This is a genomic window from Aliirhizobium sp. YIM B11859 (genome assembly GCF_057163345.1).
On the sequence record NZ_JBXHAY010000011.1, the window covers coordinates 51,140 to 73,590 of the forward strand.

24 protein-coding genes and 1 pseudogene are annotated in these 22,451 nt (G+C 59.9%); 10 read left to right on the top strand and 15 right to left on the bottom strand.

The window, feature by feature from the left end:
* Positions 1-269: 269 nt before the first annotated feature.
* From AC2GXZ_RS28445 to traA, 4 genes are all read right to left on the bottom strand, one after another.
* A complete protein-coding gene (locus AC2GXZ_RS28445) occupies positions 270-1,055 on the bottom strand; it encodes a TraH family protein (RefSeq protein WP_483762622.1) in 786 nt (261 codons plus the stop codon).
* Complete coding sequence (locus tag AC2GXZ_RS28450; protein ID WP_483762623.1) at positions 956-2,122, bottom strand: conjugal transfer protein TraB; 1,167 nt, start codon at positions 2,120-2,122, stop codon at positions 956-958. The genes AC2GXZ_RS28445 and AC2GXZ_RS28450 overlap by 100 nt, the downstream gene beginning before the upstream one ends.
* Positions 2,112-2,612 carry a conjugative transfer signal peptidase TraF gene (gene traF / locus AC2GXZ_RS28455; RefSeq protein WP_483762624.1) on the bottom strand — a complete coding sequence of 167 codons (501 nt, stop codon included), beginning with the start codon at positions 2,610-2,612 and terminating at the stop codon, positions 2,112-2,114. Before traF ends, AC2GXZ_RS28450 begins: the two co-directional genes overlap by 11 nt.
* Positions 2,613-2,674: 62 nt before the next feature.
* Positions 2,675-6,001, bottom strand: a complete 3,327-nt coding sequence (gene traA / locus AC2GXZ_RS28460; RefSeq protein ID WP_483762625.1) for a Ti-type conjugative transfer relaxase TraA — start codon at positions 5,999-6,001, stop codon at positions 2,675-2,677.
* Between the two features lie 265 nt (positions 6,002-6,266).
* Between traA and AC2GXZ_RS28465 the strand changes: the two genes are divergently transcribed.
* The 4 genes from AC2GXZ_RS28465 (at position 6,267) to AC2GXZ_RS28480 (ending at position 9,233) form a co-directional block, all read left to right on the top strand.
* Positions 6,267-6,539: a TraC family protein gene (locus AC2GXZ_RS28465; RefSeq protein ID WP_483762626.1), complete on the top strand. Its 273-nt coding sequence runs from the start codon at positions 6,267-6,269 to the stop codon at positions 6,537-6,539.
* Positions 6,540-6,543: 4 nt separating this feature from the next.
* The gene (traD, locus tag AC2GXZ_RS28470; RefSeq protein ID WP_483762627.1) at positions 6,544-6,759 is read left to right on the top strand and encodes a type IV conjugative transfer system coupling protein TraD; all 216 of its coding nucleotides are present in this window, start codon (positions 6,544-6,546) and stop codon (positions 6,757-6,759) included.
* On the top strand, positions 6,746-8,689 hold the full coding sequence (traG, locus tag AC2GXZ_RS28475; RefSeq protein WP_483762628.1) for a Ti-type conjugative transfer system protein TraG: 1,944 nt from the start codon (positions 6,746-6,748) through the stop codon (positions 8,687-8,689). Before traD ends, traG begins: the two co-directional genes overlap by 14 nt.
* A gap of 256 nt (positions 8,690-8,945) precedes the next feature.
* Positions 8,946-9,233: a WGR domain-containing protein gene (locus AC2GXZ_RS28480; RefSeq protein WP_483762629.1), complete on the top strand. Its 288-nt coding sequence runs from the start codon at positions 8,946-8,948 to the stop codon at positions 9,231-9,233.
* A gap of 145 nt (positions 9,234-9,378) precedes the next feature.
* On the opposite strand, the gene AC2GXZ_RS28485 is transcribed toward AC2GXZ_RS28480, so the two are convergent.
* The 4 genes from AC2GXZ_RS28485 to AC2GXZ_RS28500 all read right to left on the bottom strand — a co-directional run bounded on the left by AC2GXZ_RS28485 (position 9,379) and on the right by AC2GXZ_RS28500 (position 10,973).
* On the bottom strand, positions 9,379-9,549 hold the full coding sequence (locus tag AC2GXZ_RS28485; RefSeq protein ID WP_483762630.1) for a hypothetical protein: 171 nt from the start codon (positions 9,547-9,549) through the stop codon (positions 9,379-9,381).
* A gap of 289 nt (positions 9,550-9,838) precedes the next feature.
* A complete protein-coding gene (locus AC2GXZ_RS28490; RefSeq protein ID WP_483762631.1) occupies positions 9,839-10,255 on the bottom strand; it encodes a hypothetical protein in 417 nt (138 codons plus the stop codon).
* Positions 10,252-10,512 (bottom strand): type II toxin-antitoxin system prevent-host-death family antitoxin, encoded by a 261-nt coding sequence (locus AC2GXZ_RS28495; protein WP_483762632.1) that lies wholly within the window; start codon positions 10,510-10,512, stop codon positions 10,252-10,254. Before AC2GXZ_RS28495 ends, AC2GXZ_RS28490 begins: the two co-directional genes overlap by 4 nt.
* A 152-nt stretch (positions 10,513-10,664) precedes the next feature.
* Positions 10,665-10,973: a DUF736 domain-containing protein gene (locus AC2GXZ_RS28500; RefSeq protein ID WP_483762633.1), complete on the bottom strand. Its 309-nt coding sequence runs from the start codon at positions 10,971-10,973 to the stop codon at positions 10,665-10,667.
* A gap of 383 nt (positions 10,974-11,356) precedes the next feature.
* Between AC2GXZ_RS28500 and AC2GXZ_RS28505 the strand changes: the two genes are divergently transcribed.
* Positions 11,357-11,770 carry a transcriptional regulator gene (locus tag AC2GXZ_RS28505; RefSeq protein WP_483762634.1) on the top strand — a complete coding sequence of 138 codons (414 nt, stop codon included), beginning with the start codon at positions 11,357-11,359 and terminating at the stop codon, positions 11,768-11,770.
* Positions 11,771-11,926: 156 nt separating this feature from the next.
* A complete protein-coding gene (locus AC2GXZ_RS28510) occupies positions 11,927-12,472 on the top strand; it encodes a hypothetical protein (RefSeq protein WP_483762635.1) in 546 nt (181 codons plus the stop codon).
* Between the two features lie 62 nt (positions 12,473-12,534).
* Here the strand turns inward: AC2GXZ_RS28510 and AC2GXZ_RS28515 are convergent, their stop codons facing one another.
* Positions 12,535-12,837: a DUF736 domain-containing protein gene (locus AC2GXZ_RS28515; protein ID WP_483762636.1), complete on the bottom strand. Its 303-nt coding sequence runs from the start codon at positions 12,835-12,837 to the stop codon at positions 12,535-12,537.
* 468 nt (positions 12,838-13,305) lie between these two features.
* Between AC2GXZ_RS28515 and AC2GXZ_RS28520 the strand changes: the two genes are divergently transcribed.
* Positions 13,306-13,479: a hypothetical protein gene (locus AC2GXZ_RS28520; RefSeq protein WP_483762637.1), complete on the top strand. Its 174-nt coding sequence runs from the start codon at positions 13,306-13,308 to the stop codon at positions 13,477-13,479.
* A 20-nt stretch (positions 13,480-13,499) separates the two neighbouring features.
* Here the strand turns inward: AC2GXZ_RS28520 and AC2GXZ_RS28525 are convergent, their stop codons facing one another.
* From AC2GXZ_RS28525 to AC2GXZ_RS28535, 3 genes are all read right to left on the bottom strand, one after another.
* Positions 13,500-14,426 carry an ArdC family protein gene (locus AC2GXZ_RS28525; protein ID WP_483762638.1) on the bottom strand — a complete coding sequence of 309 codons (927 nt, stop codon included), beginning with the start codon at positions 14,424-14,426 and terminating at the stop codon, positions 13,500-13,502.
* A 272-nt stretch (positions 14,427-14,698) separates the two neighbouring features.
* On the bottom strand, positions 14,699-14,887 hold the full coding sequence (locus AC2GXZ_RS28530; RefSeq protein ID WP_483762639.1) for a hypothetical protein: 189 nt from the start codon (positions 14,885-14,887) through the stop codon (positions 14,699-14,701).
* Between the two features lie 84 nt (positions 14,888-14,971).
* Complete coding sequence (locus tag AC2GXZ_RS28535) at positions 14,972-15,559, bottom strand: hypothetical protein (RefSeq protein ID WP_483762640.1); 588 nt, start codon at positions 15,557-15,559, stop codon at positions 14,972-14,974.
* A gap of 513 nt (positions 15,560-16,072) precedes the next feature.
* On the opposite strand from AC2GXZ_RS28535, the gene AC2GXZ_RS28540 reads away from it, so the two are divergent.
* On the top strand, positions 16,073-16,288 hold the full coding sequence (locus AC2GXZ_RS28540; protein WP_483762664.1) for a hypothetical protein: 216 nt from the start codon (positions 16,073-16,075) through the stop codon (positions 16,286-16,288).
* Here AC2GXZ_RS28540 and AC2GXZ_RS28545 read toward each other — a convergent pair.
* Positions 16,254-16,394 (bottom strand): annotated as a pseudogene (locus tag AC2GXZ_RS28545) (DUF7007 domain-containing protein); the annotation flags it as partial. The gene AC2GXZ_RS28540 and the pseudogene AC2GXZ_RS28545 sit on opposite strands and share 35 nt — an antisense overlap.
* Before the next feature lie 427 nt (positions 16,395-16,821).
* Between AC2GXZ_RS28545 and AC2GXZ_RS28550 the strand changes: the two are divergent.
* Positions 16,822-17,247 (top strand): DUF4174 domain-containing protein, encoded by a 426-nt coding sequence (locus AC2GXZ_RS28550; RefSeq protein WP_483762641.1) that lies wholly within the window; start codon positions 16,822-16,824, stop codon positions 17,245-17,247.
* Positions 17,248-17,284: 37 nt separating this feature from the next.
* Here the strand turns inward: AC2GXZ_RS28550 and AC2GXZ_RS28555 are convergent, their stop codons facing one another.
* Together AC2GXZ_RS28555 and AC2GXZ_RS28560 are read right to left on the bottom strand one after the other, a co-directional pair.
* Positions 17,285-17,575 (bottom strand): hypothetical protein, encoded by a 291-nt coding sequence (locus AC2GXZ_RS28555; RefSeq protein WP_483762642.1) that lies wholly within the window; start codon positions 17,573-17,575, stop codon positions 17,285-17,287.
* 987 nt (positions 17,576-18,562) lie between these two features.
* Complete coding sequence (locus AC2GXZ_RS28560) at positions 18,563-19,639, bottom strand: DUF3991 and toprim domain-containing protein (protein ID WP_483762643.1); 1,077 nt, start codon at positions 19,637-19,639, stop codon at positions 18,563-18,565.
* 449 nt (positions 19,640-20,088) lie between these two features.
* On the opposite strand from AC2GXZ_RS28560, the gene AC2GXZ_RS28565 reads away from it, so the two are divergent.
* Entirely contained in the window at positions 20,089-21,834 is a 1,746-nt protein-coding gene (locus AC2GXZ_RS28565; protein WP_483762644.1) for a bifunctional diguanylate cyclase/phosphodiesterase, read from the top strand.
* Positions 21,835-22,451 lie beyond the last annotated feature (617 nt).

Consider the following 22,451-nt stretch of genomic DNA (forward strand, 5'->3'; position numbering starts at 1 on the left):
TGGGCAATGCCGCCGGCGGCGCACTTCTCACGTTCGACAACGTCATCTTGAAGAATGACGTCTGGGAGGCATTTGCCGTCCATCTCAATTCCCGGCAAGCGAACGTCCTCAACCGGCTGCGGAATGAGATCTGGAGGACGAGCTTTCATCGGCAAAACGGTCAACGCGGACGAACTCATCCAAGGCATAGCGCCATGCGCTATTGTCGACCTCGTGACGGCATTCTTCGCAGAAGCAAGGGGGTGGCCGTAGCACGGTTTGCGAATTGATCATTCATTTCCCGATAAACCATGGCCACCAATGCGAGTGAGATCTATCCTGATGCCCGCGAGGTCGGGATTGGCATCGTTCACAACTCGATTGTCCGGCATCGGCAATACCCGCGAACTGGCTATCGGCGCTGCATCATCGACACTGACGCCCTTAAGATCTGTGGCATCCTCGGCCTTGTCGGCAGGCCACATAATTCGCCGCATCTTGACCGGCTGCGGATCTTCCGCCTGAAACACGAGAGTTCCCTGAAACTCTCCGGTCTGCCATGCGACCACGGCGTCATCGAAGATCTGCGGCAGCTTTTCTATTTCCTGCGGATCACCATACCACTTCGCAACGATCCGCATGATCTTGGCGAACATGGCGGTCCCATTGCGAAGGTTTTTACAAGGGTTGACAAGGGCATCATCGATCTCGGAGGCATCCTTGACGCCGACGCCCGCCGGATACTGGGTCAGCCCAACGCGGACCACACCCTTTCCGACAGAGTGCCGAACAATTGATATCGCCTCCTTGGCGGATCGAGGCCGCGGCACGAGAATCCGCCGGCCATCGGACGTCACGCTGATCGCAAGGGGATCGCTCGATCCGGCTTGATCGATGAATTGCTCGATCACTGCCGGCTTGAGCGAGGGATCGGCGCATTCTTTCAGCAGCTCGGCGTCCATTGGGTGTCTCCAGGTCAAGTATTGAAGGACATCACCACGGGCTTGTCGAACAGACGCGCCCAGGCTTCGACGTTTGCACGTTGAATGGCGATGATGGAGGTGCCAGCCGTCCACCAGCCATTGCCGGCGGCGACGATTACGTCCGGATCGAAGAGCATCGACTGGAGGATCGGCCAGACGAGCAACTGCTCGTAACAGATCAGCGGCGCGGCACGACGCCGGTCGATCTCTACAACGGGATTGGCAAAGAACGCAGCCCGCGCGCCGCCCGTAGTGCCGGTGAGCGGAGCCCAAGGTTGCCACATCGATCCAGGAACCGGCATGCGCTCCCGATAGACAACCTCTCCACCGGCGGGTGTCACGCGAACGAGCACGTTGTCATAGCCCGTAGCGGTGACCACCGCGGCGCCGGCGAGCACGGATATGCCGCTGCCTTTCAGCTGGTTGCTCCACCACCGCTCGGTGGTCGGGGTCCAGAAACCCAGCGCGCTTTCGGGAAGAACGACGAGCGATGCGTCTCGAGGCCGAGACGTGTCCACTTTCCTACTCAGCGCGGCATAGCGGGTCAGAGAAACGTTCCGCCCGAGGCTACGGCCATATTGCAGGTCGACACCGTGCCAGGACTGATCTAGGATTCCAGGTGTCCAGCACGCGGCGGACGAGAGCCATAGAACCACGGCGACTATGGCTGCAGCCGGCCGATATCGGGTCGTCAAGATCGCAAGCCCGGCTGCCATCACGGTAAGCCCAGACCAACCCCATCCCGGCAGGAGAATGCCTGCCGCCGTGATCGGATGAGCCCAGCCGACGATGCCAAACGGGGGCAGGGCCATGAGCAGCATCGCCAGGAAATAGCGGAGCGGCCGAGACCACCCCGCGCGCCGCGTCCAGAGCATCGCGTGGACGAAGACGAACCCGATCGAGGCCGTGATCCAGAGTGCCAGCCCCGGCAATAGGTCGGACTGGTAAAAGGAAGCGACGCCCTGCGGCAGGCCCCGAGACGCAGCCAGAAAATAGCCCGCGGACACTGCGGCGGACGACCATCGGTTTGGAGATATCGACCACAGGATCGGAAAGGCGAGGCTGGCGGGGAGTGCCAGCGCGAACCCGCTCCAGCCGATCAGACCTGCCACTGCCGAGAGAGTGGTCAGCACGGCGGAAAACGCAAGATCACGGCGCATAGGTCAAAACCCCGCGGGCCAGGCCGAGGATGCCGGAAGCGGGGATCGGGCCAAAATATCGGCTATCCCAGGAGCCGGCGAACGGCGAGTGGAGAAACACCTGACCGTTGGGGATCACACCCCCGGGATAGGAGACAAGCGGTCTCCCCTTGCCATCGATTTCGACAACACGGGAGTTGGCGAGCGCAATCCCATCGATGGCGACGAACCCGTCCACAGTGATCTTTTCTCCGGCGACCGCCACGACCGTTTTGATCAACGGGCCGGTCCCGTCCGGGCACAATCCAGGCCGAAGATAGCCCCTCGCTTTTCCGATCGCGCCGCTGGCATTTTGTGGCATGCAGACGAAGACGAGATCGCCCTTCTCTGCGGGCCGGTCGAGCGGCGTGATTTGCCACAGGCCCAGCGGCTCGCTTGGGGTCGTATTGATCCGCAACCCGCCCCATAAGCCGACAACTCCAATGCCAACACAGGCGATCGTTGCAACCATCAATATCCGCATCGGGCCACGCGATTGACGCGTTACTTTCTGAGCGTCTGAGAGAAAGGGGGTCACTTGAGCGATAGCCCCGTCGTCTTCGCCTGCCGCATCGCCTCGGACTGTTTCAAGGCAGCGACCGAGCGCTCATGGGCGGAGAGCTGCTGGACCGTGCGCATGTGATCCCAGGCCACCTTGACCTCGGCTTTCTGGCCAGGCGCCATGCTGGCCGTCATACGCTGGAATGCTTCGCCATCGTTGCTTTTGGCTGCGATCCCGAGGAATGTCCTCTCGCCAAAGCGCTCGGAGACGGCACGGGCAAAACCCTCCAACTCGGCCTTCACCATTTTGTCGGACAGCGCATATTCGAGCCCCGCCGGCAGGTCGTTGCGATCAATGGCGTCGCGGACCCGTTCGAGCACGGACTTCGCATTCGCCGACAGAGCCGGGATGTCGATCGAGAGCTTCGCGCGGACGTCACGTTCCTCGGCCTCGTGTTTGTGCTCGGCCTCGGCACGTGCCTTGAGATACTGTTCGAGATTGCGGGCCAGAGCCGATACATTGAGGAATGCGGTGTCGCGGTCGTGCTTGTCGGCCTTGCCGGCAAAGATCCCGGTTTTGCCCTTCAATGCCCCGAAGCTCTCCGGCTCGTTCGCCACCTTGAACAGGGTGTTGGCGGCGGTGGACTTCTCTGCCAGCATGGCATCGACATTAACAGCCTTGAAGGCCGATTGCGGATCGGCATAGACGAGATGGAAGCGCATCGAGACATCGTCCCATTGCTTCCTTAGTCCGGGATCGGCAGCCAGCTTGTCCTCGACCGCCTGGTCGATCGATTTCGGGAAGGTCGTGATACCTGCGACCATGGGCTTGGCCTCCTTTGCGGTGGCTTGCGCGGGCGAATGGGACTGGGATGAGGAGAGACCGATGCGGGCCCCGATGGCCACGAGCCGGCCGGCCAGATCGGCCAGCCTCTGCTTCTGCCGCACCGTCCACTCCATCCTATCCCGGGCAACGGTCCGCGCGACGTTGACGAGATGCAGACCGCGAGCCTCGGCAAAGCGAAGCGCCTGTCGGTAGAGCGACCCACCCGCGTAATCGAGCGTCGTTTCCTTGGAATTCTTACGCGACAGCAGCTCGACGAGGCCGCCGGCCTTGGCGAAGGAACGGGTACCGTAGTAGACGCCGAGATCCTCGCGATGGCGGGTCATGGCGACATAGGTGAGATGGCGGTCCAGCGACAACGAGGCCAGCACCTTCACCCGACCGACAGTCGCACCCTGGCTCTTATGGACGGTCGTCGCATAGCCATGATCGATATTGTTATAGAAGCGCTGCTCAACGGTAATTCGCTTGGCGTCAGCGCCTTCGCCGATAACGGCGGTAAGGCGACCGGGTGCGGCTTCGACCACCTTGGCCAGCATGCCGTTCTTGACCCCGAGCGATCCCTCGTTCTTTAGGAAAACGATCTGGTCCCCGGCCGCAAACATCCTGACACCGTCGGCGGTCTTGAAGGGCGATCCGCCCTCGACCAGGCCCCGCTCAACGAGCTTAGCGCGCGCGAGCTCGTTGAGCATACGGACGTCACGGCGCAGGTGAGCGAGGATCAATGAAGACTTTTCCGGATCATAGTCGCGGTTCCAGTCGGCGATGAGGTTCTGGACCGCATCCGTCTTTAGCTTCGCACTGATCATCTTCCCGTGGGTTTCGTAGGCGGCGACTGCCTTTCCGATGCGGCCGCGCGCGAGATCGAGCGATGCATCACGCATCCACTGCTCGCGCTGGCGATAGATGGTTTCCAGCTCGGCATAGCCGATACGATCGGAAATGGCACGGAAGGCGGCACCCGCTTCAATCGGCTGCAGCTGTTCCGGATCGCCGACCAGGACGAGTTTGGCGCCAGCACTCGTAGCGGTTTCGACCAACAGCGCCATCTGGCGAGACGAGACCATGCCGGCCTCGTCCAGAACCATGACCGTCCTGTCATCGAGCTGGTTTCTGCCCTGGCGCCATCGAAGCTCCCATGACGACAGCGTCCGCGACGCAATACCTGCTTCCTTCTCCAGACCTTCGGCCGCCTTGCCGGCAAGGGCGCTGCCGACCACCCGGTAGCCCGCAGCCTCCCAGGCTTCGCGGGCTGCCTTCATCATTGTCGTCTTGCCGGCTCCGGCTCGGCCGATGACAGCGGCGATTCGCGCGGGTCCCGCGACATGCTCGATTGCCGTCCTCTGCTCATCCGACAGTCTGGAATGACGGGCAAAGACAGCCTTGAGGGTCTTCGCATCGACCATGTGCGAGGTTCGCTGTGACAGCCAGATAGCGCGATTGGCCATCTCGGCTTCAAGCCGGATCAGCTCGCGCGTGGTGTATTTGGCCGGCGCCCTGATGCCCGTGGTGAAGTCGATCCGCTCGCGGTCGAGACGCAGCGTCTGCGGGCTTTGCAGAATGCGCGCCATCAAGCTCTGGAACAGGCCCGCATCGTCGATATAGCGATGCAGGATTTTTGCGACATCGCGCTCATCGAAGACGCTTTTCTCGCGCGTGATCAGGTCGAGGACAATTTCGGGATTGCGCTGGATCCGGCGGGAATTCTCGGCGCGACGCTCTTCCTGCAGCGCCAGCCGCTCGAGCGAAACTTCCTGCTCCCGTTCCCCCGGTCCACGCCCTTCCGCCTTCCGCTCGATCGCTTTCGTCCCGACGCCCAAATGGATGGTCGGCGTCAGCTCGATCCCCTGCTTCTCGAAGGATCGGCCATCGATACGGATGTCGAGCCCAGCCCGCGCCAAATGCAAGTTCTGGCAGGCGAACCAGCCGTCCCGAAACGCGTTGAAATCATCGGCGCCGCCCGCCCAAAGCTCATAGACGAGCTTGCCGCCATCGTTGCGGACCGGGTTCCCGTCAAGGCCCATGACAGCAATCTTCTTAGAGCCGAAACCGTCTTCCGTCAGCGGACGCAATGTCATCATCAGGTGGACATGCGGGTTGCCGGGTGCATCGTGGAAGACCCAGTCGGCTACCATCCCATTCGCGATGATGTCCCTTGCCACGAAATCCCGGATAAGCTCGATATTCTGCTCTGCCGACAGCTCGATTGGCAGTGCAATGGTCACGTCCTTGGCCAGTTGCGCGTCGGAGCGTTTCTCGAAAGCCTCGACCGCGTTCCAAAAGGCTTCCGAAGCACCGGACACCGAACGATGCGAAACCATCACCTTCAGCCAGTCCGGCGCATCGGCCGGTATCGCGAACTCCTCATGCCGCAGCCCTTGCTTGCGGCTAAAATCGATCGTTCTCGCTTCCCGCTCGAACTCCATCTTGGCACAGTGCCGGTAGGCCGCCGACAGCACCGCGCTGCGGCCGGAGCCGCGAGCAACGATGCTGACTGAAAAATGCGGGACGGCCACGAGATAGCAACTCCTGAAATGGAACAAATTCAAAGTGTTCGAGGAAGGTATCGGCCCCGCCAGGGTGCTCTCAGCAACACGTCGCGACAGCGACGTATAATTGCGCCCTTGAAAACCGTCCTCTTGAACGGTCGGGATGATGCTCAAAGGCGTTGGCTGCGCCAACTAGCATTTCTGTCACTAGTTCGGCGCCTCGATCTGTCCAAACCTGCCCCTGTTGAATGACGCAATCTCGAATGTCTCATCAGACGGGGATCGACCGGAAATGAAGAAATCATCGCTCCAACTTCGCAAAGACATCGCACGGCTGCAGGATCAGTTGCGCCAGGCTGAAACCCGCGAGGCCGAGCGGATCGGGCGCATCGCACTCAAGGCCGGCCTGGGCGAGATGGAAATCGATGAAGCCGAGCTGCTGACGGCATTCGAAACTGCGGGAAAGCAGTTTCGAGGAAACAACGGTGCAAACGCAGGGAAAAAGAATTTTACCGCGGAAAAAAACAGTGCTGGCTCGTTTGCGGGCGACGGTGGTGAGGCTTGAGCGGATGGCGAGATCGATGACAGCCGAGGCGCGGAAGAAGGACACCCGCGAGAAGATCGAGCTCGGTGGCCTGATCGTCAAAGCAGGCCTACGTTACGAGAAGAGGGCATTATTGCTCGGCGCGCTCATCGATCTCACCCGTCGTCTGAAGGACGATGGGCGCGAACGGGAAAGATTGATCGCCATCGGTGCGGAGGCATTCGACAATGACCGGCAGTAGGATTTTTCTGGTTGTCGCTCCTGTCATACTGATGATCGCGATCACCATCGGCCTGTCAGGGACAGAACAATGGTTGGCCACGCTCGGAAAAAGCGAGAAGGCCCGCCTAATGCTAGGCCGCGGCGGGATCGCCGCACCCTATATTCTGGCCGCTGGCGCGGGGATCACCGCCCTGTTCGCCATTTCCGGTGCACGTCACATCCGCTATGCCGGGTGGGGCGTTTTCGGAGGCGGCATCGGCACGATCTTGATTGCACTGATCCGCGAAGCGGTCCGACTTTCAGGTTTCGTAAACGAGATACCAGACGGACAATCAGTCCTCCCACTCCTCGACCCTGCGACCATGACTGGAGCAGGGATGGTGATCGTGACAGCGTGCTTTGCACTACGTGTCGCAATTTCCGGAAATGGCGCCTTCGCGTCATCCGAACCGAAGCGCATCAGGGGCAAGCGCGCCATGCACGGTGAGGCCGATTGGATGAACCTGACAGAGGCGGAAAAACTCTTTGACCAGCGCGGCGGCATCGTGGTCGGCGAAGCCTATCGCGTCGATCGCGACAGCACGGCGGCCCTCAGGTTTCGGGCCAGTCGGCGCGATAGCTGGGGCAAAGGTGGTACAGCACCGCTACTGTGCTTCGATGGTTCGTTCGGTTCATCCCACGGGATTGTCTTTGCCGGTTCGGGTGGCTTCAAGACGATGTCCGTTACCGTGCCCACGGCGCTCAAATGGGCCGGGGCGCTTGTGGTCCTGGACCCATCGAACGAGGTAGCACCGATGGTGATGCAACATCGGTGCCAGGCGGCGCGCGACGTCCATGTGCTCGATCCGAAGCGGCCGGACACGGGCATGAACGTTCTCGACTGGATCGGGAAGCATGGCGGGACGAAAGAGGAGGAGATTGCATCAGTCGCCTCTTGGATCATGAGCGAAAGCGGACGAGCGCATGGCGCGCGAGACGATTTCTTCCGTGCCTCTGGCCTCCAGTTGCTGACAGCGATGATCGCTGACGTCTGCCTGTCCGGTTACACCGAGGCGAAGCATCAGACATTACGGCAGGTTCGCGCCAACCTGTCCGAACCCGAACCGAAACTGCGCCAGCGACTGCAGGACATCTACGACAATTCCCGATCCGGTTTCGTGAAGGAAAATGTCGCCGCGTTCGTCAACATGACGCCGGAGACCTTCTCCGGTGTCTATGCCAATGCGATAAGCGAGACGCACTGGCTCTCCTATGCGAACTATGCAGCCTTGGTATCGGGATCGAGCTTCTCCACCGATGACATTGCGGACGGTAAGACGGACGTCTTCATCAACATCGACCTTAAGACATTGGAGACCCATGCCGGCCTGGCGCGCGTCATCATCGGCTCGTTTCTGAACGCGATCTACAATCGCAACGGTGCAATGGAGGGTAGGGCGCTTTTTCTCCTCGATGAGGTGGCAAGGCTCGGCTATATGCGGATTTTGGAAACGGCGCGCGATGCAGGACGCAAATACGGCATCACCCTGACGATGATCTACCAATCGATCGGCCAGCTCCGCGAAACTTATGGCGGACGCGATGCATCGAGCAAATGGTTCGAGAGTGCCAGTTGGATCTCCTTTGCGGCAATCAATGATCCCGAGACCGCCGATTACATCTCACGCAGGTGCGGTATGACCACCGTCGAGATCGACCAGGTCAGCCGCAGTTCCCAGGCGCGAGGATCGTCGCGCACGCGTTCCAAGCAACTCGCGCCAAGACCGTTGATCCAGCCACATGAAGTGCTGCGCATGCGTGCCGACGAGCAGATCATCTTCACGGCAGGCAACGCGCCGCTGCGATGCGGCAGGGCAATCTGGTTCAGGCGAGCGGACATGCGATTGGGTGTGAGAGCAAACAGGTTCCATTCTGCTGAAACCACTCATACCAACGGCGAGAGCGAATGAGGCCGAGCTGACGGAATGGAAGAAACCCTGATAGGCGCTGATCGAGCGGCATATCTTGGTAGCCGTTACGATTTTCACGCCAGTGATGACACTTGAGGCTATCGCCTCTGCAGAAACGCTCGCACCTATCGGAGATGTGGTTGCGCGGACCGCTTGCGTGTCGATGGTTTTGATCCATGCTCCGCTTCCTCCACTCTTCACGAGAATGAATCGTTCGCCCACGACCGATTCAAAACACTCGTTGGACGCAAAGGCAATGGCGCGCGATTCTGTCGCCATGATAAGTCAGCGCTACCAGCTCTATGTCGAAAGAATCGACGTCAGCCGAAACATGGCCCGCTTCTATGCGATGTCCATCGAGCCGACCCTCTTTGGGGAAACATGCCTCACGCGTCGCTGGGGGCGGATTGGCACGAGGGGGCAGACGATAGTTCATCATTTCGAGGGGGAAAAGGACGCCGTGATCCTTTTCCTCGATCTGCTCCGCCAGAAACGTGGGAGGGGATATGCGACCGTACCGCGATATCATCGCCAGGAGAGCTGAAGACGGCGGCGCAAGCAGTTGGATATATTCTTTCGTGCCGGTTGCGTCTCGTCGCGGAGACTAACTGTGGATAGGGAATAAGTGCCGCACCAAATTGCGGCGGGATGCACGATCCGCACCATTCCCGATATCGATGAAAGCCGCGTCAGAAAGGCGGTTCGATTTCTGTAAGACCGTCAAGCTCGGCTCCCGCGACGATCAGTTCCGCCTGGGCTATTTCGAGCTCGGCCTCGATCTGACGGCGCTCTGCACCGTTTTCAGTGTTGCGCAGCTCGGCCCGCAGTTCTTCGATCTGGATTGCGAGTTCGTAGATCATCTTCGTCTCCTGACGCTTGTGAAAGATGACCGGCGAGTCCGAGAGGGGATGGCGGGGTCAAGGATCGCGCAAGCGACCGGCAGAGCCGGGGAGTGGGGGAGCCGATTTGCGGAGGCTGCCCGCCAGGGCGGCAGGAGTAAATTGGGGGCACCGCTCATCCTTGAGGCCGGCATTGCCGCTTGGCACCATCGCGCATTCTGAGCAGCTACCCCACCTCTCCGCATGGCAGCAAAAAGCCCCTGAAGCGCTCGACGCGGTTCAGGGGCTTGATCAAACGGAGACTGTCAACTCAGCGGTGACGGCTGACCTCGGAGAAAGATTTGCGGCGCGCGATGAATTCGCGAAGGATCGGCAGGAAGAATGCCTTGCTGAAGCGGCCGATCGGCGGCTCCGGTTCGAGATAGAACGAAGCACCGATCAGGTCGCTGTTATACTCGTCCACGATGATCCAGAGCTGGCGGTCGACATCGAGACCGGCCCGACGTTTTTCGATCGTCGGGATCTCGAACGCAAAGCGGCCGCGCTCCGGCTGCTTGGTGGTGATCGGGAAGAACAGGACCAGATCTCCGCCGACGCGAGGGATGCGCACACCCACCGCGACAGGGCGCTCCTTGCGACCCTCGGTCTCGCCCTTGCCGGCCTCGCGAGCCCAAAGATACGGATAACGAATGATGGCTGCGGTCTGGATCTCGTCGTAGACGCTCATCGACCCATCTCATCGTCATCGGCATATTGCTCGACGGCGCGCTCCATGTCGGCGAACAAGGCGTCGGACATTGTGTCAATCGTGCCGACGGCTCGGGCATCCGCGCCTTTCCTCAACCGCTCGTAATCGTCGATGTTCAAGATGACGAGACGCGGCTTGCTGCGCTGTGTGACAATCACCGGATGACGCAGCGCGTCGGCGATGATGTCGCCGGATTTCCGGGACAGATCGCTCGTCGTATAGGATCGGTTGGCCATATTTCGCTCCTTCGCGGTCATAGACTGCACTATAGAGAGTCTGCGGCTCGAAATCCAGCAATTACAGCAATGCTGTGGATGCTGTAATTGCTGCATATGCCGTGTTTGCTGGAAGAGAGGCCCCGCCGTCGGCGGAGCCTCGTGATCCTTGCTCAGTCCCGGTTCGGGCGGGACCAGATGAGCTGGAGCCCGTCTTCGCCTTCGACCTCGGCGAGCGTCGCGTAGATGGGAGCCGGGAAGCTCGGATCGTCGAGCTTTACCGAGAGGTAGTCGCGACCTTGCTCCGAGGTCTTCTGCCAGGCGGCGCCGAGCTCGACGCTGCCGGCGTAGACGCGAAACTGCGGGCCCTTGTCGGACGGGTTCTCGACGCGGGCGATGCGGGCCTTGACGTTGAGGGCGAGGGTACGGATGGAGCCGCTGAACCCGTTTTCGGTCGAGGTGAAGGTGCCGATGGTAGCCATGTTCGAATTCCTTTTGTTGCTTCGGGCCGCTCCAGTGCGGCCTCGATGGCAGTCGACAAGACCGGGAGCGATTGGCCCGCACCCGAAGGGCGAAATGCAATGGCAGGCGGCGGGTTTGGGATTTCTTGGAGGGAGAGGAAGGGCTTGTCCCGGGGTAAGAAATCCCAAACCCGCCGTTGCGGGAGGACAATCGAGGCGAAGCCGGCTTTCGGTCAGACATGCCTCATAGAGCCCGCCCTGAACCGGCTCTTTGTCGCGCGATGAAAGGAATTCGCTCATGACAAGGCCGAAACGCACCGATTGACATCGAAATGGCGGCACGCTGCATTGACTTTAAGTCACGAGGAAACAAATGCTTGCCCGCCTGACAGAGGAGAACACTGATGGCCGACGACACCACGATTGAGACAGCTGCCACGCCCGAAGCGCCGGCCACCGCCCCCGTTGAAAAGAAGACCCGCAAGCCACGTGCGCCGAAGCCGGCCGCTGCTGACGCCAGCACCGTCGACACAACGGCAGCATCTGCGGAAAAGCCTGCCAAGAAGACGCGTGCAAAACGCGGCTCCAAGACCGTTCCGGTCAAGGCTGAAAAGACTGTCGCTGAACCGAAGAAGGTCACGACACGCGCGCCTCGTGTAAACGCTGCAGCTTCTGCCCCTGCTGCCTCGATCGAGGCGATTGACGATATCGCCGACCTGATCAAGCTCGAGGAAGAAAACAAGCAGCTCCGCAAAGAGCTTTCCGAAAAGTTGCGTAGCGAGAATGCCGATCTGCGCAAGCGCCTCGGCAAGGCTTGATGCGCGTTTTGCGCGGCGCCTTGTCCAACAGACGAGGCGCCGCCGATCTTGCGCTCGATAGGGTCGGCACCAAACGGAGCCGGCAGGAAAATGACTGCGGCGAATATCCGCCGCGATGCTTGAAGGGTTTTTGCGATGAGAACACCATGGAGATTTGTGGCTGACCTGGTGTCGCGTAAGCCGAAAGCAGAAGTTAACGACGAAGTCGGGGCGCTAGCGCCTGACACGATCGCCCTTGAATACAAGCCTGCTGTCGAAGAACCACACATCGACAAAGAAGCGAATGTCGAAGACGCCAAGGAAGTGCTTCGCTCCAATCGGGAACCTGCGGCCGACGCGGTCGCCGAAACAGTGCCCTCGATCGGAGAGGAAGCACCTACGGTTTCGGGCGAGGCGCCCGAGCCAACGGCAGCTCCGTCTATGCCCGTCGAGCCGGTTTCCCCACCAATAAGGGCTGAAAAGGCACTGGCAAAGCCGGCGCCGACGCGCGCAAGGAAGATTGCGCCGGTCGCCGAGCCTGTGGTGGCGGCCGGCAAATCCGACGTGTCGGCTCCGACGATCTCGGCTGGCCCGAAATCGATCCTGGACGAAATGGCCGACCTCGATGCTGATGTCGCTGAGCTGCGGCGCGAGCTGGCCAAAAAACTCACCGAGCAGAACGCGCAATTGCGCAAGATGCTTGCCAGGTTCGACGCGCGATAGCCGCGCGGCGTCTTCTTAAATGAAGATGGGGCTCCGCCAGCGGCGGAGCCTCGTGATCCCGATCAGTCCCGGTTCAGTCGGGACCAGATGAGCTGAAGACCATCTTCGACTTCGGTGAGTGTCGCGTAGATCGGGGCCGGGAAGCTCGGATCGTCGAGCTTGACCGAGAGGTAGTCGCGGCCCTGTTCTGAGGTCTTCTGCCAGGCGGCGCCGAGCTCGACCGTTCCGGCGTAGACGCGGAACTGCGGGCCTTTCTCCGAAGGATTTTCGACCCGGGTGATGCGAGCCTTGACGTTGAGGGCGAGGGTGCGGATCGAGCCGGAGAAGCCGTTCTTTTCGGAGGTGAAGGTGCCGATGGTAGCCATTGTCGTGTTCCTTTCGCTGTTTCGGGCCGCTCCAGTGCGGCCTCGATGGCTGTCGCAAAGATCGGGAACGATCGGACCGCACCCATAGGGCTGAAACGGAGTGGAAGGCGGCTGGGGTCGGATTTCTTGGAGGGAGAGGAGGGCGGCTTGCCGGCCGGGGTAAGAAATCCGAGCCCTGCCGTTGCGGGAGGACGATCGAGGCGAAGCCGGTTTCCGGTCAGACAAGCCGCATTGAGCCCGCAGATGGAGCCCCAGGACGCATTTCACAGGATCACGGCAATGGCTGGCGTCGGCCATGGGACCATGACACCATGGAACCCGGATGTCACCGGCCCAAACCTGAACCTTGGACAGACATGTTCGGCTCGAAATACCCCTGTCGATATCCCCGGAGAGAGCCATTGCCACCGATATTCGGTGCGGTATCGTCGGGTTGCGATTCGTCGACCGGAGGACAACAGAACCCGCATGCGCCAACCGACAAAGCCGTTCGTCATTGAACGAAAGCCGTCCCGCAAGCCCAGGCCCGATGCTGCAAAGCCGTCGATCTGGGGAAGGCTTGGTGCGGACATCTCGCAAGGTCTTAAAGACCAGGAGGATACAGATCGGCGGGCCGCCACCGGTGGTGACGACCGCACCTGATCAAACTTGCCGGCGCCAGCTCATGCCGCCCGCGTGAATTCATCCGCCTCCGGCTGCAGGGAATGCAGGAACGCCACCGCGCGCTGCGCATGCGCCGCCGCCTGGAAGATCGCCCGCCGATCGTTGGAAAGCACCGATAGCCAAGACTGCAGGTAGGGCGCGTGATCCGGCCGCGGCTCAAATTCCGGGGCGATGCCGAGATCAGCGCACAGGAAGCAACTGCCGAGCTCGGCGATCAGTTCTTCGCGCGCACGATTGGTCCGATCCTTAGCATAACGGGAGAGATCCCGCCCGACGCGCCCCTCATGCGCCGTCCAATGCGTCGACTCATGAGCGAGAACCGCCGCGTAACTGGCAGCATCGCGGAAAGCTTCGAACGGCGGCATCTGGATGTGGTCTGTAACAGGCGAATAATAGGCTTGGTTGCCGCCGTGCCGGACCTTGGCGCCGGTATTTCGGAAGAACCGATCGGCATTCTCGATCCGCTCAACCGGATCGATCACCTGCGCCGGCGATGCATAATAGCTCTCCGGTAATCCATCGATCTGTTCGATATTGAAGACGCTGTACGCCTTCAAAAACGGGATCTCGTGATCGACTTCACTGCCGTTCCCGTCTGCTACCGCTTTGGTGAAACGACTGGCGAAGACCACAGTTGAGCCGGTCTCCCCCTTACGCACAGCCCCACCTAGTTCGAGGGATTGCTTGAACGTCATCCACATGGGCGAGGCAAAACCACGCGACATCTGCTCCGACCAGAGGAGGAGCACATTCATGCCCGAGTAGGGAAGGCCGTTATGACGCAACGGCCGCGTGATCCGGCCATTCGTATTGGCAGCGCTCCAGGGCTTCAGCCAGGGGCGCACGCCGCGTTCGAGATCCTTAACAATCCGATCCGTGATCCGCGTGTAGATGTCGGTACGATCCGCTTCCGGTTTCTTGGCCATTTTCTTTTCTCCGTTTCCAGGACCTTGCCACTCGCGGTCCGTCACGGAGGCCTAAAACCGGGGCCGATCGGATGGTGATGCACCGGAACGGCCGCAACAGCGTGGAGGACGGCAAAGCCGTTGCATCGGCAGCCCGGCTCCGGCAGGGCCGCTGAACGGGATGGGCCGCGAGCGGCGCGCCCTGCTTTTCCTCCGCCACCATTGAAACGACAAAAGGCCGACACCGATGGTGTCAGCCTTCAAAATCAGCACATTCTGGGAATGGAGCGGCCTTAGTAAGGCCGTATGATCGCGATCAGCAGGCACATCACGAAGGTGAGGACGACGAAGCTGAACATCGCATAGCGCACGATCCCATCGCGATATTTGAGAAATGCGAGGTCTCGGAATTGATCGACCGACATGGTAGCGGCGAAGATCAGCGAGAGCGCGACGCAAATGAGCTGGATGGAAACGAGCATACCGTATTTCTCCGGTAATCTGGCTCTGGATACAAGCCTTGAAGTTGAATTGTGGGCTGCGGGGCTCGCGCCCCGCGAAACCGTTCAGCCGAAGGCGGCCAGCTGCGCTTCGGCTGCCTTGCGGTCGAGCGATGCGCCCGGGTTTTCGACCGGCCGATCGAACGGCTTCCAGGTCTCTCCGACCACCTGTTCGTAGGCCGCCACAGCGCCTTCGGCTGCCATGCGTAGCGCGTGGGACTGGACACCCATGTCGGCTGCGAATTCCCGCTTGCGCTGAGCGGCGCTATCGTACCCGACCGGACCATCGAGATCCTCATCGCGGGCATCGTTCGATGCCTTGGCAGTTGCGTCGCGCGCCTCTGTGACGGCGCGGGAGTAGAACTGTCCGGCACCATGCGCCGATCCGACGAAAGCCCCGACGATCCTTTGCAGATGGATCTGCATGGCCTTTTCGCCCAGACCTTCGGAGAGGCTGTCGGCGGTCTCGACGATCAGCCGCTCGTGCAGGCTGCGGATGCCATCGCTGTCGACGACCGTGGTGCCGAAGCTTTCGGCGATCTTGAGTGCCTGGACGGCGTCGGGACAGGAGAGGCGGACCATTTCGAGTGTGGTGCCGCGGCGCGATTGCTGCGATCTGGCGTTGGAGCGATTGGGGGTGGCGGACTTGGCCATGTCTGTTCCTTCCGTTTCTGCCGAAGCGGTTCCGGCCCGTGCCGGTCTGCCCTTCGATGCGGACACTCAAGAACCGGCAAAGGACGGGCGGCTTCACAGGTCCGATCCGACTGAGCCAGCAGGACAGGTTTGCGGGCCAGCAGATTTTGACCTGCTTGCGACCGCAGGCCCGTCCTCGCGCAGTGAGGTTGGATCGGCCGCTCCGCGGCGCGAAAGCGGCCTTGAAACGACCGGCCGCCGGTTCAGACCGCAGCGAGAAAGAAGGGCAGTCCGGTACGGGTCCGACATCGCGTGCAAGTGGTGGGGAATGATATGGCAAAGGCCAGCATCCTGGCAGTCTCCGAGCCACGTCGTCGTGCAAAGCCACCCCGCAGCCCCCTCCTAAGGGTCCATCTAAACCGCGACGCGCAAACCAGACGCATCACCGTTCCGCTCGCACTCACCGATGATCTGCTCTTACACCACCAGCCTTGATGTAAGTGTGTCGAGTTCACGCCCCCGTTGGAAGGTAAGGTGATCGGCAAGCTCCTGATGACAGAGACGAGGACCGGATCGGCGGCGCAGCCGGCTCTGCACCGTGATCGCCTGGCGTCCGGCACGCGCCGCAACCTGTTGGGTCAGACAATCGAGATGACGCTGAGTCTCACGCCGGGCGCCGATTGCCTCCGCCAGCGGTTTGGGACGAGGACGTCGATCATGATCCGTTCCCCCGGCCTCGCCAGCCGATGAAGGAAGACCGCCCATCATACTCCGCGTGACGGGCGGGATCTACGACGAAACCGAACTGGCCACGCCCAGCATATTCATCGCTCGGCACCAAGAAGCGACGCTCGTCGTCGTTTGATGTTCGGCCAACCTTCATGATCTCCATGGGATCTGTCCTTTCGGCGCTCTGGAACGGCGCCTTGCCAGCCCGTCCTGTCTTCATTTTTTCTCGAAAACGTCCCGCGGACCGCCGCGCGGCTGGACTGCCGCAACGGCAGCCGAGCCGAGTATCCCTGCTGTGCGGGACAAGCGGGGCTTTTAGCCCTGCGAAGCACAAGCGGCCGCGATCGCACAGGCGCCTGTTGAGCGATAGCGGCTGCAGGAATGCTGATCGGCGACGGGTTCCCTTTCTCCTCCCTTTTCTCAAATTTTCCTCGCAAACCGCATTGGCCACGCCCAGAGAACCAAAATGCTGGCCGAAGCAAGTTACGACCACACGTTGTCGTGAGTGAACGACATACCCTGGCGCACGTTCTCCACCTTTCAGGAGAACGGATATGAAGAAAATCATCATTGCATCCACCATCGCTCTGGCCTGCATTGCTTCCACGCAAACCTCTGCGATGGATCAGCTGGGGAAATATGAGTGGAAGAACCGCGTGCTCGTCCTGTTCGGCGGGTCAGGCGATCCAAAGCTCGCGCAGCAGGTGGAAATCCTGCGGGCGAAGGAGAGCGATCTGGCCGACCGGGATATGGTCGTGTTCACGGTCATCGGCGAGAGGGTCCGACCGGTTCACGGCGATGCGACCGGGGTCGACGCGCGCAAGCTGCGCGAGGCTGCCAACGTCAAGGGCAACAGGTTTCAGGCTGTGCTCATTGGTAAGGATGGTGGCGTCAAGCTCCGCAGTTCCGATGTCGTAACAGACGCCAATATGTTCGGCCTGATCGACCGTATGCCGATGCGCAAATCAGGCCAGGGCTGATCGGTATCGCACGGCGTTACCGCGCTTGCGCGACCTGTTAGTCTGTCACAAGTGCCACGACCTTGCGCTCGATTAGACAGCTCTCGAAAAGGATCCGATGTGCATCGTTGACGCTGTTCATCACCAGCAGCATGACCGACACGTCCGGGTACATCATGCGGCAGTGATAAATGGCGATTGAGCCTTCTGCCGCCAGATCGGGATGGTTGAGTTTGATATCCGCCCAATGGGCGACAGCGTCTGCGTAGCAGTCGTCCATCGTTGCGCTGAAAAGTACCTCGTCGTCGCGCTTTGGATGGATCTGGAAAGCGTAACAATCAAACTGCATGAAATCCGTTCCTGCTGAAAAGCTGAAAGCTATTCGGGCTCCCCTCACCAGACAAGTATGCGTTCGAGGCCCAACGACTATGCTGCTCTGAAAGACGAACTAGCGAGAGACTGACGAGTGATAAGGGGCTCCATCAAGTCAATCTTAGCGCCATCAGGATTTTCGGGATACGAGGGCGATAGCATCGCCCATCATCCGCTTCAAGAGAGCCTTTTTACCCAAGGCCGTTGAATCAGCAGATCCTGCCGGTACCTGGTCGGGCAAGTCTTTGGTTGCGATAGACCGAGACCAGCTCCTCTCATTTGAGTCGATAACAATGTGCGACATGGTTGCCTCGTCGGTCTTCACCTCAACGGCGACACGCGCGCCGGATCGAAGTTGATCAACGGACTTCTGTGCGGCCGCATGCTCGCTATCGGCTTCGACAAGTGAGGTTTGTATAACAAGGTAAAATGGCATCGGTTCCCACGCACGCGTTTGGTGCAGATTTCCGGTACAGCCAAGATTTGGTCAAGGCCGCACGAGCGCGAAAAAGGCGCTCAACCCAATTGGGGGAGCGCCTTTTCCTCTATCCCGGAACCATTCTGCGGCGCGGGGGGGGGCGCAGCACAGAGTGACGTCAGACGGGAAGTGACCCCGAGATATTGTTGACGATGGAGGATTTCAAGTCGCGGCATGCATTGGTGGCTGCTACATGTCTCGGCCCACACCGAGAGAAGATCGAGGGTCGCGGATCCCGAGAGCGGAAAAACAATCGCGCAACGTGAAATCGACAGGGCGGCAACGCGCAGCGGACCCATCGATAAGGACCCTGCTTTTGTCGCTTTGCTCCACGAGCCGGCGGATACCGTCGCCCATAAAAAGTGGAGATCTTGAACCTCCAGACGGGAACGGCTGCTGCGCGACTGGGAAGTCGCCATATGCATCAGCTGGGTATGTTATGATCCTTTTTTAAATCGAACGGCATCCTTTTTTTGTGCAGCGCAACTATGCAACAGATGCGGTTCCGATTTTCTCCGTCTCGGCGATTACATCGGTTACCGGACCGTCCTCGACTTCACGAAGCTGTTTGCGCTTGGCATCCAGCTCGGTGGCTAACTGAAATGCTCCATCGGTACGGGTCGGCGCGCATGCGGCAGGCCTCTTCCTTCCCATCCTTTCCTCTCGCTTCTCCTTTTTCCTGTTCTGAAGAACCTCGTTCCAATCGTCCGCCAGCGGGCGAAGCCGCTGCCAATCGCAACTTGCTGCCTCGGCGATCGACCGCAGCCGGTCGGCAAAGATATCACCTTGAGCATTGGCATCAGTGGCAGCGATAAGCTGAATGCCGGGCCGACCAGCAAGTACGACAAGGGCCGCGTCCGTCGCTGGCGACCATCCGCCGCCGGTGCTGACATAGACCGTGTTGCCCCGCATGCCCTCGATCGCAGCCAGGCTCATCGCATCAATGGCCGCCTCCGTGACACAAAGGCGGGTGGCATCGCTCGGCCCTAGGCGAAACAGATTTTTTGAACCACCGGACGCAAAACCGCGCCAGTCAGCACCGCGTTCTTCCCAACCCACGACACTGCCATCGTTATCGGTATGGGCAGCCCACATGCTGCCCAAGGGGCCCTCTCTCAGGACACCTTGCTGGATTGCCTGCCGGGCGATAGCGGTCGGGATCCAGCGCGCCCAGCGCAAGTAGCGCCAAGACCGGGATCCGGGCCAAGGCGCGCGACGGCCATGCCACCGCTTGTCGATACTCTCATCCGTTTTTATTGGGCGAGACGGCTCCCATTCAGGTCGCGATAGCTGGAACCCGACGAGCGACGCCACATTTTCCATGGCGGCGTGGAATGGCGTCCTGTCCAAAAACATTGCCAGCCCGAAGACGTCGCCCTTACCGTCGCCGAGTGGATCGAACCAGCCCCGTCCCTCATGGGTCACGATGATGATCTTGCCGCCTCGGCGATATTTGAGCGCACGGCGCGTGCTCTCTTTGACGTCGATCGCCCAGCCGCCCCTTTCCAGGAGAACTTCACAGCTCACCTCAGCGCGTAGCGCTTCTATCTCTTCTCTCTCCATGATTTTTCCGATCGCCTTTCTGTGCCTTTCCAGAGTTCCGGCTAACCATACCGCAGGCCGCGAAGAGCAAAGGCGGCAAGGGCGAGGATCGGCAAGGCGCAAATCTGTCAGCGGTTGGCCTCGGCGGAGCCTCCCTTGCCGCCTGCGGCACGCAAGCGGCAGGAAAAAATAGGTCTTAGTTGGCTCCGGCTGGAGGAGACGAGTGAACGAATCCAGGGACCTCTTCGTCACCGAGCCCGTCGGGCGGCCAGACGCCGAATTACCTTTGGATTTGAGCAGTGTGACAGGTTGTGCGGAACGCCAAGTCGCTGTCGGCCTCAAAAAGCAGCCAGCTCTCCCGGCCAAGCCAAAAAAATGCCTGTCACAGTCAAAAGCAGATGAAGCTCCTTTTAGGTTTTACTAATTAATCGATGTTATTATCGCCACTCATCGAAGCAGTGGATGTCGCCTTGGAGAATAAGCGTATCTGGGCCAATAACGAGCTCGAGGATCTCGTCCGGCAGTTGAACATCGCACTGGAAGCTTCGGGCATGGGTATCTGGCAGCACAACCTGCGAAAGAACCAGACCCGATGGGATGAGCAGTTGCAGGAACTTTACGGCGTCCCGAAGGGCCCGACCGACGTTGTCTGGCTGGGAAGCGTTCACCCAGACGATCGCGAAGCTGCAAACGCGGTTTTTCAGAAAGCCATAGCAGCACGAGAGGATTACGCCTCGCAGTTCCGCATCATTCGCCCGGACGGATGTGTTCGACATCTGCGTTCACGAGCCAAGTTCTTCATAGATGGCAACGGCGAACCGTGTTTCATCGGGGCAGAGTGGGACGTAACCGAAGATGTCGTGCGCACACAGGAACTGGCTGAAGAAAGGGAGGCCGCTGAACGAAGCCGGGAGGAGGCGAGGTATGCCGCCGACCATGATCACCTGACAGGCTTGCTCAACAGGCGCAGTTTCGACGCCTTATGCGCCAGCCTGACGCGTTGGTCAGACGGAGAATTCGTCTCTCTGTGCCATGTCGATATCGACAACTTCAAGGAGGTCAACGATCGTTATGGCCACGGCTGTGGTGACGTCGTTATCTGCCATGTCGCAAATGTCCTCAAGGAAGCGAGCAGATCGGAACACGTCGCCGCACGTTTGGGCGGCGATGAATTTGCTGTTTTGGCGACTGGAAACGGCTTTGCCTCGATGGAGAATATTGTTGCTGAGATTAGAGCCAAGCTGAAAGTGCCGGTATCGCTGAATGGGAGTGACTTCGTCGTCTCATGCTCGATTGGCGTGGCCCATGCGCCTGCCAGTGACATCCACGGCTTGCTGGCCTGTTCCGACCTAGCGCTTTATGAGGCCAAAAGAAATGGACGTAATCGGTCCGAGTGGTTTTCGCCAGCAATGGCTGCTGCCTCGATTGCAGAAAAACATACTCTCTATGAGCTTCGCAACGCCATCGAGGCTGGCGATCTCGTCCCGTTCTACCAGCCGCAGGTTGATGCACTGACCCATGCTGTCGTCGGGCTTGAAGCACTTGTTCGATGGAAACATGGGCAGGAAATAAAGCTACCGGGCACATTTATCCCGATCGCTGTCGCGAACGGATTAATCGACCAAATCGACGAAGTCATGCTGGATAAGGTGCTGTCGGATTTGAGGCGTTGGCGAACGGCCGGGCTGAGTGTGCCGCGTCTCGCGGTAAACATGTCAGCGTCTCGGCTGGCTGATCCGAACCTGGCGTGCAAGCTGAAGCGGCTGCGCATCCCACATGGAAAAATCAGTTTCGAGCTCATCGAGACTATTTTCCTCGACGAACTCAATCCGGAGATAAAACAAAATATCACCGCCATCCGGCAATTGGGTATCGATATCGAGATTGATGACCTGGGGTCTGGCCACGCCTCGCTGCTCGGCTTGCTCGAGCTGCGCCCAGATAGGGTGAAGATCGATCGTCAGCTCATTCTCCCGATGCTGCAGAGTATCACGCAGCAGCGGCTGGTTGGATCTCTTGTCGATATTGCACGCACACTGGACATGGAAGTGGTTGCCGAAGGTGTGGAGACGGTCGAGCACGCCCAAGTGCTTGCCGGGCTCGGCGTGGACATCCTGCAAGGCTACGCCTTCGGAGTTCCGGAACCCGCGGACGCGATCGAACGAAGGTTTGGCATGTCTTCGAAACTGAACGCAGGCGGTGTGCACGGGCGGTGATCAGATCGGGTATCAATCTGAACATATCGAAGCTCGTAGATTTTCGGCACAACTTCGAGAAGTTGAGACCACATGCGCACATTTGCAACCCAATCCAAATAGACCGGATAGGATTGGAAGATCGCATGGCCGCCAGAGCATCGTGGCACGATGCCAGTCCGTTGCTGGCCCAGATTATAAGGCTTGCTCACCTACTGTCTTCGCGCGCTTCCAGTGTTTCAGGCGGTCCTTGGCGGCCGATCTCCGTCGCGAAGTGACATTCGAGCGCTTGCCGCAAATCCCTTTGGCTGTCCTTGCGAAGCTTTTGGGCAACAAGCTTGCGCAGTCTGGATTGGCTTTGGTCAAAATCCATACATTACACCTAAAAAAATGCCCCTTCCAAATCGGGTGAAGGGGCAAAGGGGACTGGAGGGGTCCGTAGCTCTCGCAACAGGCTAGCGCGATTCGATCCCGCAAAAGGCGTGAAACAATCGTGACACGATCCATGGTTGCAATCACAAACATCGGCGTTTCAATTATGTGATGTAACGCAGGACTTGAAGACACAGTCTCTACTTGCGGCGAAGGTGCCGAGTGAAATGGTTGAAACGAGCGGCACGGAAGGCGTGCGATGTGTC